Source organism: Desulfurispirillum indicum S5, assembly GCF_000177635.2.
GTDB lineage: Bacteria > Chrysiogenota > Chrysiogenetes > Chrysiogenales > Chrysiogenaceae > Desulfurispirillum > Desulfurispirillum indicum.
In genome coordinates this window covers 1,190,001-1,204,410 of record NC_014836.1, presented here as the reverse complement: position 1 = coordinate 1,204,410, position 14,410 = coordinate 1,190,001, and the positions used below count along the sequence as shown (strand labels likewise).

The 14,410-nt window shown below is 54.8% G+C and carries 13 protein-coding genes and 2 rRNA genes (1 of these 15 running past the window's edge); 9 read left to right on the top strand and 6 right to left on the bottom strand.

The features are described from left to right. Positions 1–60 precede the first annotated feature (60 nt). The 3 genes from clpA to SELIN_RS05690 form a co-directional block, all read right to left on the bottom strand. Positions 61–2,304, bottom strand: coding sequence for an ATP-dependent Clp protease ATP-binding subunit ClpA (clpA, locus tag SELIN_RS05700; protein ID WP_013505717.1), 2,244 nt, complete (start codon positions 2,302–2,304; stop codon positions 61–63). Positions 2,305–2,306: 2 nt separating this feature from the next. Further along, complete coding sequence (locus SELIN_RS05695; RefSeq protein ID WP_013505716.1) at positions 2,307–2,609, bottom strand: ATP-dependent Clp protease adaptor ClpS; 303 nt, start codon at positions 2,607–2,609, stop codon at positions 2,307–2,309. An 88-nt stretch (positions 2,610–2,697) separates the two neighbouring features. Next, positions 2,698–3,693, bottom strand: coding sequence for an adenosine kinase (locus SELIN_RS05690; RefSeq protein ID WP_013505715.1), 996 nt, complete (start codon positions 3,691–3,693; stop codon positions 2,698–2,700). An 88-nt stretch (positions 3,694–3,781) separates the two neighbouring features. On the opposite strand from SELIN_RS05690, the gene pyk reads away from it, so the two are divergent. From pyk to rbr, 7 genes are all read left to right on the top strand, one after another. Further along, the gene (gene pyk / locus SELIN_RS05685; protein WP_013505714.1) at positions 3,782–5,206 is read left to right on the top strand and encodes a pyruvate kinase; all 1,425 of its coding nucleotides are present in this window, start codon (positions 3,782–3,784) and stop codon (positions 5,204–5,206) included. Positions 5,207–5,218: 12 nt separating this feature from the next. Then, a complete protein-coding gene (dut, locus tag SELIN_RS05680) occupies positions 5,219–5,758 on the top strand; it encodes a dUTP diphosphatase (protein ID WP_013505713.1) in 540 nt (179 codons plus the stop codon). 99 nt (positions 5,759–5,857) lie between these two features. Continuing rightward, the gene (locus SELIN_RS05675; RefSeq protein WP_013505712.1) at positions 5,858–6,526 is read left to right on the top strand and encodes a riboflavin synthase; all 669 of its coding nucleotides are present in this window, start codon (positions 5,858–5,860) and stop codon (positions 6,524–6,526) included. Between the two features lie 53 nt (positions 6,527–6,579). Beyond that, complete coding sequence (gene glyA / locus SELIN_RS05670) at positions 6,580–7,842, top strand: serine hydroxymethyltransferase (protein WP_013505711.1); 1,263 nt, start codon at positions 6,580–6,582, stop codon at positions 7,840–7,842. A 3-nt stretch (positions 7,843–7,845) separates the two neighbouring features. Further along, positions 7,846–8,310: a deoxycytidylate deaminase gene (locus SELIN_RS05665; RefSeq protein WP_013505710.1), complete on the top strand. Its 465-nt coding sequence runs from the start codon at positions 7,846–7,848 to the stop codon at positions 8,308–8,310. Continuing rightward, positions 8,311–9,627, top strand: coding sequence for a sodium:solute symporter family protein (locus SELIN_RS05660; protein ID WP_013505709.1), 1,317 nt, complete (start codon positions 8,311–8,313; stop codon positions 9,625–9,627). Positions 9,628–9,716: 89 nt separating this feature from the next. Then, complete coding sequence (gene rbr, locus SELIN_RS05655) at positions 9,717–10,310, top strand: rubrerythrin (protein WP_013505708.1); 594 nt, start codon at positions 9,717–9,719, stop codon at positions 10,308–10,310. Between the two features lie 657 nt (positions 10,311–10,967). Here rbr and SELIN_RS05645 read toward each other — a convergent pair. After that, positions 10,968–11,384 carry a secondary thiamine-phosphate synthase enzyme YjbQ gene (locus SELIN_RS05645; protein WP_013505707.1) on the bottom strand — a complete coding sequence of 139 codons (417 nt, stop codon included), beginning with the start codon at positions 11,382–11,384 and terminating at the stop codon, positions 10,968–10,970. A gap of 128 nt (positions 11,385–11,512) precedes the next feature. On the opposite strand from SELIN_RS05645, the gene SELIN_RS05640 reads away from it, so the two are divergent. Continuing rightward, complete coding sequence (locus SELIN_RS05640; RefSeq protein WP_013505706.1) at positions 11,513–12,541, top strand: HD-GYP domain-containing protein; 1,029 nt, start codon at positions 11,513–11,515, stop codon at positions 12,539–12,541. 115 nt (positions 12,542–12,656) lie between these two features. Continuing rightward, entirely contained in the window at positions 12,657–13,637 is a 981-nt protein-coding gene (locus tag SELIN_RS05635) for a metal ABC transporter solute-binding protein, Zn/Mn family (protein WP_013505705.1), read from the top strand. 222 nt (positions 13,638–13,859) lie between these two features. On the opposite strand, the gene rrf is transcribed toward SELIN_RS05635, so the two are convergent. Together rrf and SELIN_RS05625 are read right to left on the bottom strand one after the other, a co-directional pair. Continuing rightward, a 5S ribosomal RNA gene (gene rrf / locus SELIN_RS05630) occupies positions 13,860–13,974 on the bottom strand. A gap of 133 nt (positions 13,975–14,107) precedes the next feature. After that, a 23S ribosomal RNA gene (locus SELIN_RS05625) occupies positions 14,108–14,410 on the bottom strand (it continues 2,587 nt past the right edge of the window).

The window sequence follows — 14,410 nt, the reverse complement described above, 5'->3', positions numbered from 1 at the left end:
ATCTCACCGCCCGTTGTGCACAGCACTGCCTTTCAGGCCCACCATTGCGGTGTGCCCCGATCACTGGTAATGAAAACACAGGGCATCCGCGCTGTCATTGTAATCCACTTGGACGATGCCACCCTTTTCCAGCTGCCCAAAGAGTATCTCTTCGGCCAGGGGATCGTGAATCTCCTGTTGAATAAGGTTGGCCAGAGGCCTGGCACCGAATTTCGGACTGTACCCCTTGCGGGCCAGAAAGTCGGCAGCCTTTTCGCTGATGGCTATGGACACATTCTTTTCTTCCAGCTGGATTGACAATTCTGCAATGAATTTATCAACAATGCGACGCATAACCGACTGATCAAGGGGCGCAAAGGCGATCATGGCGTCCAGCCGGTTGCGGAATTCCGGTGAGAAAAATCGCTCGACGGCATCGGCGGCGCGTGGCTGCAGAGAGCTGCCAAAACCGAGGCTGGCGGGTTCGGTGACCCCACAATTGCTGGTCATGATCAGGATGACATTGCGAAAATCCGCTGTGGCCCCCGTGTTATCGGTCAGAGTGGCATGATCCATGACCTGCAGCAGGATATTCATAATATCCTGGTGGGCCTTTTCCACTTCATCCAACAGCAACACACAGTGGGGATGGCGGCGAATGGTCTCCGTCAGCAGCCCCCCCTGCTCAAAACCCACATAACCCGGCGGTGAGCCGATCAGGCGCGCCACGGCGTGCTTTTCCATGTATTCGCTCATGTCAAAGCGCTGAAAGTGAACGCCCAAAAGCTCTGCCAGCTGCCGGCTGACCTCGGTCTTGCCGACGCCGGTAGGACCAGTGAAGAGAAATGATCCCATGGGTTTGCGCGGATTGCCAAGCCCGGCACGGGAGCGTTTGATGGAGCGACTCAGTTGCGTAATGGCGTTACCCTGCCCGAAGATGCGGCGGAGCATATCTTCTTCCAGGGTACGCAAACGCTGTTTCTCGGAGAGGGTGGCCGTTTTTTCCGGAATCTTCGCCATGGTCGCCACGACCTTTTCCACATCGGAAACAGTGACAGTCTTGCGCCTGCGGCTGCCGCTGAGCATGCGAAAAGCGGCACCGGTTTCATCCATGAGGTCGATGGCCTTGTCGGGCAGAAATCGCTCGGTAATATAGCGGCTGGAAAGTTCCACACAGGCGCGCAGGGCGGTGCGATTGTACTGTACCCCGTGATGGGCTTCATAGTGGGACTTCAGCCCGCGCAGGATGGCAACGGCCTCTTCAATGGAAGGCTCGCCAACGTCCACATTCTGGAAGCGACGGCTCAGGGCAGTATCTTTTTTGAAATTGTTGCGATACTCCGAAAAAGTAGTAGCACCTATGCAGCGCAGTTTTCCCGAAGCCAGGGCCGGCTTGAGGATATTGGAGGCATCCATGGAGCCTCCGCCTGTAGAACCGGCACCTACAATGGTATGAATTTCGTCAATAAAGAGAATACTGTTGGCGGCATCCTTCTGCAGCTCTGCCACGATGGCCTTGAGACGCTTTTCAAAGTCGCCGCGATAACGGGTACCCGCCAGCAGGCCACCCATATCCAGCAGGTAGACCCGCGCGTCCTTGAGCGGCGCGGGAACAGTGCTCTCTGCTATTTTCAGAGCCAGTCCTTCGGCTATGGCCGTCTTGCCGACTCCTGGTTCGCCGATGAGAATCGGATTGTTTTTCTTGCGTCGGCAGAGGATCTGCATGGTGCGATGCAGCTCGCGTTCGCGGCCGACAATGGGGTCAATCTGGCCATCTCGGGCAGCCTGCACCAGCTCCCGCGTGTACTTTTCCAGCATGGAGTGTTTGCTGCCGTCAGCGGTTTTCTCATCGGTCACTCCTTCGTCGTGCCGGGACTCGTCCACCGGCCGCTCCTCCTGAACGGCCAGACCATGGGATATAACTTCCAGCACGTCCACCCGCTCAATCCCCTGGGAGCGCAGATAGTAGATTCCCATGGAGTGATTTTCCATGAACATGGCTGCCAGCAAATCAGTGGTGTCAGCAAACTCTTTGCCGGCGCTCTGGATATGGATGATCACCCGCTGCACCACCCGCTGAAATGCCACCGTCTGCACAGGATCTTCACGGGTTCCCTCCGGCAAGCACTCCAGTGTCCCCAGAAACTCGTTCAGCTGATTTTTCAATATTTCCAGGTTGCCGTTGCACTCGCGTATGACCTGGCTCACCGTGGTGTCATCGAGCAGGACATACAGCAGATGGTCAAGGGTCAGGTATTCATGGCCTCGCTCCTTGGCATCCTGAAAGGCTGCAGACAGTACCTGGTTCAGGGCTTTGCTGATCATGGTCACACCTCCCGCATCACGCAGCGCAGGGGATACCCACGGGATTTGGCCAGTTCATGCACCTGCTGAACCTTTGTCTGGGCAATTTCAAAGGGATAGATTCCACAAACGCCCTGACCATTATGGTGAACGTGATAGGTAATTTTATCGGCATCGTCGCGGGTTTTACGGAAAACCCGCACCAGCACTTCGACCACAAAGTCCCAGGTGCTGAAGTCGTCATTGAGCAGCAACACCATATAGGGGCGCGGCTCCTTGACAGCCAGATCCAGTTCCTCTTCAATACGCGGCTTACTGCTTGACATAAAAAATCCTGTTCCGTGTTGTGCGTGCCACCGGTGCTCGCACAAAGCACCCCGGGAGCATTTCTCTTTACTGCTCCTTGTAGCAGATTCAGTGCATTTCTTCCAGTAGCTGGCGCGTCTGCTCCAGGGTCAATCGCGGTCCGAACTGTGTCACCACGTGCGCTGCCGCTGTGCAGGCCAGTTTTCCAGCTGCCGGAAAGCTCAGCCCATGGGTTATGCCATAGAGGAAGGCTCCCGCAAACATATCGCCAGCACCGTTGGTGTCCACTGGCTGCACCCTGGGAGTTGGCACTTCAACCATGGCGTTGCCGTCCCACAGCAGGGCTCCCTGCTCACCGCGCGTTACGGCGAAGGTGCCAGCAATGTTCCGAAGCGCGTCGGCGGCAGCGAAGATGTCTGCTTTGCCGGTGTACAGGAGTGCTTCCGCTTCATTGCAGAAGAGGATGTCCACGCCATCACCAACCATGAGGTCGAGCTCCTTACGGAAAAAACGCACCATATTGGAATCCGAGAAGGTAAGTGCCACCTTGACGCCATGACGCCGGGCGATCTGGCGGGCCTTCAGCGTCGCCTGCTGCCCACTCGGCGAAGGGGCCAGATACCCTTCCATATAGATGTACTGCGAGTCAAGAATCGCCTCTTCCACCAGCTCCGCTTCCGAAATGGCCGCAGTTATGCCAAGGTGGGTATTCATGGTGCGCTCGGCATCTTCACTGACCATGACCAGGCAGGTGCCGGTCACTCCGGCTTCGCGGTTTGCAGAGCCGATATTCGTATTCACTCCGGCTGCCACCAGGTCGCGATAGTAAAAGTCGCCATTGTAATCGCTGGCAACCTTGCAGGAGTAGAAAGCGCGACCCCCAAGCTGGGAAACCGCTATCAGGGTGTTTGCAGCCGAGCCGCCACTGGCGCGCTTACAGAAAGTGTCCCCCAGGGCACCCAGCACTTCCTGCTGACGAGCCTCATCCACAAGGGTCATCACCCCTTTTTCCACGCCCATACGAGCCAGCAGGGCATCACTTACCCTGTATTCGTAATCAACCAATGCGTTGCCAATGCCATAGACGTGATAGGTGGGGACCATTTGAGTACTCCTTGAAATAGAACTGGAGAGGAAGAGGCTTTGTGGTGTAGTATACACACATTTCTGCCATTTGGGAGGGTCAAATACCATGCGCAAAACCAAGATAGTTGCCACCATAGGTCCAGCTTCGAACTCAAAAGAGGCTATAACCAGCCTGATCCGCGCTGGTCTGAGTGTCGCGCGCCTGAACTTCTCCCACGGCACCCACAGCGATCACGCGGAGGTGATCCGCACGATCCGTGAAGTTTCCACGGAAATGGGCATTCCCGTCGCCATCCTGCAGGATCTTCAGGGGCCCAAGATGCGCACCGGAAAACTCAGGGACGCCACGCCAGTGGAACTGCGGGTCGGCCAGACATTCACCATCACCATAGACGATATCATCGGCGACAATGAACAGGTCAGCACCACCTACACCCCCCTGCCGCGGGATGTCAAGAAGGGCGATCGCATTCTCCTCTCCGATGGCCTGATCGAGCTGCGGGTTATCTCCGCCGACGACCGGAGTGTGCAGACAGAAGTACTCAACGGCGGTACCCTGGCAGAGAAGCAGGGTATCAATCTGCCGGGAGTTCAGGTCAGTATCCCGGCCATCACGGAAAAGGATTACGAGGACCTGTGCTTCGGGCTGGAACAGGAGGTGGACTACATAGCCCTCTCCTTTGTGCGTTCCGCCACCGATGTACAGGAACTCAAGACCATCATCGCCGGCAAGGGCAAAAATACCCCCATAATCGCCAAGATAGAAAAGCCTGAAGCTGTTGACCGCATGGAGGAGATTCTCTCCATCGCCGACGGCATCATGGTGGCGCGGGGAGACCTGGGTGTTGAACTTCCGCCGGAGCAGGTTCCCCTTATCCAGAAGCGCATTATCCACATGGCCAATGCGCGCGCGATCCCGGTGATAACGGCAACGCAGATGCTGGAGTCCATGATAAACAATCCACGGCCCACCAGAGCTGAAGCCAGTGATGTGGCCAACGCTATCCTGGATGGCAGCGACGCGGTGATGCTCAGTGGCGAAACGGCACGGGGAAAATACCCTGTGGATGCCGTGCGCATGATGGCGCGTATCGCAACCGAAGTGGAGCGGGGTATGCTGCAGGATCACGCCCTGCGTCTTGAGGCCATGAACTTTGCCGATGTGGACGCCGTTCCCCACGCGGTTGGTGGCGCCATTGAAGCTATTTCCAACCGGCTTCCCATCAAGGCGGTCTGGGTGTATACCCAGAAGGGTGGTACTGCCCGTCTGGCCTCACGCCACCGGCCCCGCATTCCCGTACTGGCCTTCACTCCCCATGTCAGCCTGTACAGGCGATTGAGCCTGCTCTGGGGTATTCATCCCGTACTTATCGAACCCGTACACTCCATTGAGGAGCTGATGGAGAGCGCGCGGCGCATCTCGGAGTATCGCGGCGTGGTGAAAACCGGCGACAAGGTCATTATCACCAGCAGCTACCCCTTCGAGCACCACGGCGAGAGCAACTTTCTGCAAATCATTACCCTGGATTGAGGCGAGGCACCCTTGGAACACATCAGAACCCTCGACATACGCATTCAACTGATCGAAGGTGGCATCATTCCCCGCTATACCTATGAAGGGGACGCAGGCCTTGACTGCTACGCCCGCCTGGAGCAGGATCTGCTTCTGATGCCCGCCCAGTGGGCGTCCAACGTTGATGACGCCCAGGAGCGCACGGCACGCTGGTGTCAGCAGAGGCGCATTGACCGCAACCACCTGCATGTGGATTTCATTCATCCGGTTCCCCTGGGCGTGGCCATTGAACTTCCCGATGGCTACGAGGCCCAGATACGTCCCCGCAGTGGGCTGAGCCTGCAGGGCCTGATCTGCCCGAATTCTCCGGCCACCATCGACAGCGGCTACCGCGGTGAAGTGCACTTCATCGCCGCCAATCTCAGCGCCAAACCCTTTCTGATAAAAAATGCCGACCGCATCTGTCAGATGCTGATCCTGCCTGTACCCCGCGTCAATCTGGTCATAAGCGAGGAGCTCTCTCCAAGCCAGCGCGGCACGCAGAAATTTGGCTCCAGCGGCATTGAATAACCAGGCTGCCCTTGTCAAAACGCGGAACTTTCAGTACATTCCGTGTCCTGTGCAGTATTCCGCTCACCCCGGCAACATTACACTTTCAAGGCAGACACCATGTTTACTGGAATCATTGAGGAAGTCGGCAACGTTCTCTCCATACACCGCAGCAACAGCGGAGCCATCATCAGTGTTGGCTGCAACCATGTGCTCAGTGGTGTCAAAGATGGTGACAGCATTGCCGTCAACGGTGTCTGCCTTACCGTAACCAGGCATGACAGTGCCGGATTTCAGGCAGATATCTCCAATGAGTCCCTGAGAGTGACCTCCCTGGGACAACTCAAAAGCGGTGACGGGGTCAATGTTGAACGGGCCATGGCAGCCACCGGTCGCTTCGATGGTCATATGGTAGCGGGCCATGTGGATACCACAGCGCAGATCATGGATATTTCACGGGATGGCAACTCCTGGAAGTTTCGCCTCAGACTGCACCAGCCCGAGTGCATCCGCTACTTTATCGAACGCGGATCCGCTTCCATCGACGGCGTCAGCCTGACCGTATTTGATGTGGATACCGCGACAGCATCCTTCACTTTCAACCTGATACCCCACTCCCAGTCACTGACCACACTGACCACAAAAAAATCCGGTGATGTGGTGAATATTGAGTGCGATCTGGTGGCCAAGTACATTGAGCGACTGCTCGGTTTCGGCACATCCGGCGCCACCCCGGCATCCCAGGGTGGCGTCTCCATGGAGCTGCTGCGCCAGCACGGCTTCATGTAATCCTTCAAACAGACTGCCATTTTTTATTTTCTCCAATATACGAGGTGAACCCTATGCAACAGCTGAAGCAAGTCGACCGTGAAATCTTCGATATCGTCTGTGAAGAGACAATGCGTCAGGAAGAAGGCATTGAACTCATCGCCAGTGAAAACTTTACCAGTCCGGCGGTCATGGAGGCCGTGGGATCAACCCTGACCAACAAGTATGCCGAAGGATACCCTGCCAAGCGCTACTATGGCGGTTGTCAGGCGGTGGACAAGGCCGAGGACCTGGCTATTGCCCGTGCCAGGGAGCTCTTTGGCTGCGAATATGTCAACGTACAACCCCACTCCGGCTCCCAGGCCAATATGGGCGCCTACATGGCACTGTGCGATGCCGGTGACACCATTCTCGGCATGAATCTGGCCCATGGTGGGCACCTGACCCACGGCAGCCCCGTCAATTTTTCCGGACTGCTCTATAAGATCGTCTCCTATGGGGTCAGCCAGGACACCCAACAGATTGACTATGATGAAGTTCGCCGCCTTGCCCTTGAGCATAAACCCAAAATTATCGTCTGTGGTGCTTCGGCGTATCCGCGTGTTATTGATTTCGCCACTTTCCGCAAGGTTGCCGACGAAGTTGGCGCCTTCCTGGTGGCCGATATCGCCCACATCGCCGGCCTGATCGTCGCCGGTGAACACCCCAGCCCCGTGGGCATCGCCCATGTGGTCACCACCACCACCCACAAGACCCTGCGTGGTCCCCGTGGCGGAATGATCATGACCAATGACGAGGACATCGCGAAAAAAATCAATTCACGGGTCTTCCCCGGCATGCAGGGTGGCCCGCTGATGCACGTCATCGCCGGCAAAGCAGTCGCTTTCAAGGAAGCACTCAGCCCTGAGTTCAAAAGCTACCAGCAGCAGGTGGTTCGCAATGCACGAGCCATGGCGGAGGAACTGAGCGCGGCTGGCTTTCATCTGGTCAGTGGAGGTACGGACAACCACCTCATCCTGATCGATCTTACGAGCAAGGACATTACCGGCAAGGATGCGGAAAAGGCACTGGGTAATGCCGACATCACCGTGAACAAAAACGGTGTACCATTTGATACGCGCAGCCCCTTTGTCACCAGCGGTATCCGGGTCGGAACTCCGGCCATCACCACCCGTGGCTTCAAAGAAGCGGAAGCGCGTGCGGTGGCACGCATGATCGTGCGCATACTGGAAAACATGGGGAACGAAGCTGTTGAGAAGGAAGTACGCACCGAGGTTCATCAACTCAGCGCCCGCTTCCCCCTCTACCGTGACCTGCTGCAGCAGCTGGGCTGCTGATCCATGGAGAATCGCGCGCGTCCCGGCTGGGATCAGTATTTCATGAATATAACCGCTGAGGTTGGCCGACGCTCAAGCTGCCTGCGTCGCCAGATCGGCGCGATTATCGTAAGGGAAAAGCGCATCATTGCGACCGGCTACAATGGCGCTCCACCGGGTGTGCGTTCCAGCATGGAAATCGGCAGCTGCCTGCGCGATGAACGCAATATACCCAGTGGCACGCAGCATGAAATATGCCGCGGACTGCACGCCGAGCAGAACGCCATTCTCCAGGCCGCGCGATTTGGGACATCGGTTGAAGGGGCAACCCTCTACTGCACCCATCAACCCTGCTCCATCTGTGCAAAAATCATCATCGGCGCAGGGATACGTGAGGTCAAGTACGTCCATGGCTACCCCGACGAAATGACCAGACAGTATTTCGAGGAAGCGAATATCGACTGCATCCAGCTGGAGGAGAAGAGCTGAATGGCCTTTACCATACTGTTTGCCGGTATTTTCGGTACATTTATCCTCCTCGGCTGGCGTTTTCGCGAAAACACACACACCTCAGGCTGGCTCTACGCCGGGAAGAATATTCCCGGCTGGCTCAGCGGCCTTTCCACAGCGGCAACGACCATAGGGGGCAGCGCGACCATTGTGCTAGCCCATATGGTCTATCACCATGGACCCAGCGGACTGCTGATAGACCTGCCCATTGGCATTGGTCTGCTGGTTTTCGGCCTCTTCTTTGCCCGTACTCTGCGCAACAGCGGTGCCGACACCCTGGCCCACTATCTGGAACTGCAGTACGGAAAGATGGTCGGCCGCATCAGTGCCATTTTTATTGTCCTGGTAGAGCTGACCTGGTTTGGCCTGTTGATAAAGTCCTTTACGCTTTTTCTCCCACCAGACTTTTTCCTGCAGGGCAACAGCGCGATTATTGCCGCAGGGCTGTGTTTTCTGCTCTACATCTTCCTCAGTGGCCAGCGTGGTGTCTTTTACACGGATATTCTCCAGGCAGCCATCATGGTCGGTGGTTTTATCACCCTCGCGGTGGTCATGTTCACCGCCGAAAGCACCTACACCCCCCAACACGTCCCCCAGTCACTGGAAACCGCCAAACAGCTGGCCTTTTTCATCATGATGTTTCTTTCCGGCCTGACCGGGCCCGATGTCAGCAGCCGCGCCCTGTATTCGCGAAATGTGGCTTCTGCCCGGCAGGGGCTCGTTTTCGGTGGCATCCTGAAAATTAGTATTTCTCTGACCATCGGATATATCGCATGGAAATCACTGACAGTGCTGCCAGCGCTCACCAACAGCTACCTGCTCTTCCCCACCATCATAGACACGGTTTTCAGTTCACCCTTTGACGCACTGTTGCGGATCATGTTTCTGCTGGTCATGATATCCTCTGCTGACACCGTGTTAATGACAGCGGTTACCACCCTCAACCGGGACCTGTTTCGCCATGCGCTGTCTCTGAATGTTCTCAAGTTCGCCAGCCTGGTCATGGGCATCAGTGGAATTCTGCTGGCCCTGTACTTTTCGGATATCCTGGACATGATGAAGACTGCGTACACCTTCTACGCAGCTGGCCCGGCCATGCTGGTTCTGTACGCCTTCCTCGGCCTGCGGGCGCGGCCATGGGCTGCCGCCCTTACCATGACTGTTTCCGGAGCTCTCGCCCTGTTGCTTGAGTTATCATCCCAGGAGCTGGTCAATCCGGTGCTTGCAGCTATAGGATTCAATGTATTCCTGTTCCAGGTAATGCGCTCTTTTGCCCACCGCAGGGGTATTTCTTGACTTTTACGTTCAGTTATATAAGAATAATTCCTAACTATGGAATTCATTCCTGTTAACCCCCTAAGCACTAGATCATGAAGGAGGCCTCAATGGCAAAAAAACTTGAAGGCACACAAACCCTTGGAAATCTTATGAAAGCGTTTGCCGGTGAATCCCAGGCGCGCATGCGTTACACCTATTACGCTTCCCGCGCCCGCAAGGACGGCTACAACCAGATTGAAGAAATTTTCCTGGAGACTGCCGACAACGAGCGCGCCCATGCGAAGCGCTTCTTTGACGCAATTCTCGATGGCATTGACGAGCAACCCAAAATGGTCAATGTGAATGCGGATTATCCCGTGGCCCTGGGAGACACTCTTTTTAACCTCAAGGAAGCTGCAGCTGGCGAACATGAAGAGCACACCATCCTCTACCCTGGTTTCGCTAAAATTGCCAAAGAAGAAGGATTTGCCGGAATTTCCAGTATCTTCATGAACATTGCGCGGGTAGAAGTGGAACACGAAGAACGCTACCTGGCCTTTGTGGACAACATCATCAAAGACCGCGTATTCAAACGGGAAACCGCAGTCAAGTGGAAGTGCCGTAACTGCGGCTATGTCCACGACGACCTGGTAACTCCTGACCTCTGCCCCGCCTGCGCTCACCCCAAAAATCACTTTGAGATCAAGGCTTACAACTGGTAACTGAAGTTTCGCACCCCCGAAGCGGCAGGTTGTCGGCGCTGACCCACATGCCATGCTGAAATGGAGGAAATGGTTCTGCACAGACTGCGTCGCTTGACATTCCCTCACCCTGTTTATGAGTTTCTTTTGCCACTTTTGGGTCGCCAAAAGTGGCGCAAAAGCGACCCCCTGAGCCCGTCCGGTGAGTGCGAAGCCTGGCTGGCAAGACCTGAACAGGACACTCACAGGAAGTGAGTGGTCCGGCAGCACTGCAGGGAGGCAGCGGTCAGGCAACGCAAAGAGGCCCAGGTGCAAGGCGCGGGCAAAGCGAGAAGGGAGGCGTACTCCCTGTACGTCGCAGTGACGAGCGATGCCCGGCAACGCAGCAGATGGGCCTCTTTGGGCAGCCTGCTGCCGGATCTCCAGAACAGGCAAGCCAACGAGCCGCAAAAACGGGCGTTCGGGGGGGGCGCGTTTTTGCGTCCTTTTTGCGCGGTCAAAAAGGACAATATCCGGAAACAAAAGTGGAATACAAGATAAGTCAAGTATTCAAAACCAATACAGTCTCAGCGCGATAAATATCAGAATAATAACACCTTAACCTAAGACAACAAGATGCGAAACTTGAGTGGTAACCCACAACTGATAACGGGGAGGCACTTTGCCTCCCCGTTCAGCCTAGGCCCCGATAATCTTCACCAGTACCCGTTTCTTGCGCATTCCATCAAACTCCCCATAAAAGACCTGTTCCCACGGACCAAAGTCCAGTTTCCCCTCGGTTACCGCAATGACCACCTCCCGTCCCATGATGGTTCGCTTCAAATGGGCATCGGCGTTATCCTCATAACTGTTATGACGATAACGCGAATAGGGCTTTTCCGGTGCCAGCTGCTCCAGCCACTGCTCAAAATCCTGGTGCAGCCCCCCCTCATCATCATTAATAAAGACACTGGCAGTGATGTGCATGGCATTGCACAACAGAAGCCCTTCCCGAATTCCACTTTCCCTCAGGCATTCAGTCAACTGCGGTGTAATATTGATGAGCTGCCGCCGCTGAGAAGCACAGTACCATAATTCTTTACGGTAACTTTTCATAATATGTCTCCAGAAAAAGTATTTCCAACTAAGGTGTTCCATGGTAATGTTTACCGCTGGAATTGTGTATACTTTCCACTCAAACGTCATAACCAGTAAGCGATGGTTGCAACGAGGCCCCTGAGTCCATGAACGAAAAGATCACACCAAGTAAGAGCAGCTTTGCGACTACTATACTCATAGCAGAAGATTCCCGGGTCCAGAGAAAAATACTTGATAATCACCTGCAAACCCTTGGCTACAATGTCCTCAGCGCCTCAGATGGCGTGGAGGCATTAGAGATATTCCGCGCCATACAACCTCGGGTAGTGATCACAGACCTGGAAATGCCCAATATGGACGGATTCGAACTCATTCGACAGATCCGTAAACACGAGATTCAGTATACCCACATCACAGTCCTCAGTTCTCTGGCGGAAAAAGAGAACATCATCCGGGCCATATCACTCGGCGCCAGCGATTATCTTGTCAAACCCTTTCATCCCGATGAAATGCGCGTTCGCCTCGAAGCATCCGAGCGACTTATCCGCATCCAGAGCCAGGAACGCATCATCCTCCTGATGGCAAAACTCACCGACTATCGCAGCCCGGAAACCGGTTTCCACATTGAGCGAGTTCAGCACTATACCCGGCTGCTCGCCCAGGATCTGGCTGAGCATGGTCACAGTGATCTGAACAACAGTATTATCACAACGTTATTCTCTCTCTCCAGTCTGCATGATATCGGCAAGGTGGCCATACCCGACGAGATTCTCAATAAACCAGGGAAGCTTACCACAGAGGAGTTCGAACTCATGAAAGAACATGTGGTAATCGGCGGAACCATTCTCGATGAAGCTTATCAGGAGATCGGCTCAGAGTTCCTTCGTATCGCCAGGGATATCGTCCTCTATCACCACGAACGTTTCGATGGATTCGGTTACCCTTACGGTCTCAAAGGTAATGATATTCCAATCAGTGCACGCATCGTCGCCCTTGCGGACGTCTTTGATGCGTTGAGCAGTGAACGCTGCTACAAGCCGGCCTTTCCCCGTGAACAGTGCTATCAGATTATCCTCGAAGAGCGAGGATTGCACTTCGATCCGGAAATCGTAGATGCCTTCCTGCGCAACGAAGAAGAATTCTGGCTTATTCGCAAGCAGTTTCCCGACAGCTGAACCCCAACTCCACCAGCGACCCCATACATCGTAATCGTTACGATTTCGTTTTACTTCAGCGTGCAAATTTCGTACAGTGCTCCCCATGCAACCCTCAAAAACAAGGAGCACCAGCATGCGCGCAATATCCCTCTCTCTCCTGGCAGCGTTGATTCTTCTTACCACCCCGGTATGGGCGGAGCAGACCGCTCCTCTGACCCTGTACGCATCCACCTATCCCCTCTCGGAATTCAGTCAGCGAATCGGCGGCGAAAAAGTCAACGTAAAGCCAATTCTTCCTCCAGGCGCCGACGCTCACGACTATGAACCCACTGCCCGCCAAATGCTGGAGATAACCAGGGCGGATATATTCGTCTATAATGGCGCGGGCTTTGAACTCTGGATTCACAAACTGCTGAAGGCACTGGAAGGCGACCATCAACTGACTATAGTCAATACTACTGAGGGCATGGATCTTCTTGCAGCTGATGATGATCACCATCATCACGACCACTCCCATGGATTTTTCAGCAGCGCCTGGGGAAAAGTGCGCTCCCTCTTTGGACATCATCATCACCATCATCACGACCACGGCCCCGACGATCCCCATGTCTGGCTTGACCCTACCCTTGCCCTCCAGCAGGCGCAAAAAATTCATGACACCCTGATTCAACTGCAGCCAGAGCATGCCCCCTTCTTTTCCTTGAACTTCCAACATCTCAAAGATGAACTCCTTGAACTGGACAGGCAGTACACTGAGAGCCTGCGGGACTTGACAAACCGTCACTTTGTCGTACCCCACAAAGCGTTTTCCTACCTGGCAGAGCGCTATGATCTTGAGCAGATAGCCATAGCCGGCGTTCACCCGGGCTCAGAACCCAGCCAACGTGAGGTCATGGCCATCATAGACTTTCTGCGAGCCAATGACATCGGGTACGTCTTCTTTGAGACCACCGTCAGCAACCGGGTAGCCCAGACAATTGCCACCGAAACCGGAGCTCAGACCCTGGTGCTCAATCCCATAGAAAATCTGCGACGAGAAGATCTCGCAGCTGGTCAAACGTACTTCTCGCTTATGCGAAAAAACCTGGAGAATCTGCTTATTGCCCTGAAATAATGAAGGATATGTCCTGGAGCGCCGTTTTCCAGCTCGCCTGGCAGCAGGTGTTGACAGCGCGTCAGACATTCGCCTGAGCTTCCGCTACCGTTTTTGATTTCCCTGCACAAACAGCCGGAGAGCTTCTCCGGCTGTTGTGTCTGCTGTTACCTTTTGCCTGTCTTTTCCAACGCAATCAGCCCCGCAGGAAGACTCCTGCGGGGCTGATCTATAAGGTAATTTGCCAGGCACCGTCCGATTTTCCCAGGGCTTAAGCCCAAGTATCGTAGGCGGAACAGAGCTTAACTTCCGTGTTCGGAATGGGAACGGGTGTGGCCTCTGCCCTATAGGTACCAGGCAAAACGGTTAAAAACGGTTTTGCGTGACTGACTGGCAGTCGAGTTGAATATGCGTTTCTTCCAAACACTCAGGGTTGTATCTCTTTTGATCTGAAGCGTCAAGATCAAAAAATGCACGGTGCGCATCAAGCCAGAAAAAGAACAATGGAGAATTAGTACTGGTCTGCTGAACACCTTACGGTGATTACACACCCAGCCTATCAACCAGGTCGTCTTCCTGGACTCTCATGGGGATATCTTATCTTGAGGCTGGCTTCCCGCTTAGATGCTTTCAGCGGTTATCCATTCCGAACATAGCTACCCGGCGGTGCTTCTGGCGAAACAACCGGTGCACAAGAGGTTCGTTCATCCCGGTCCTCTCGTACTAGGGACAAATCCTCTCAAATATCCTGCGCCCACAGCAGATAGGGACCGAACTGTCTCACGACGTTCTGA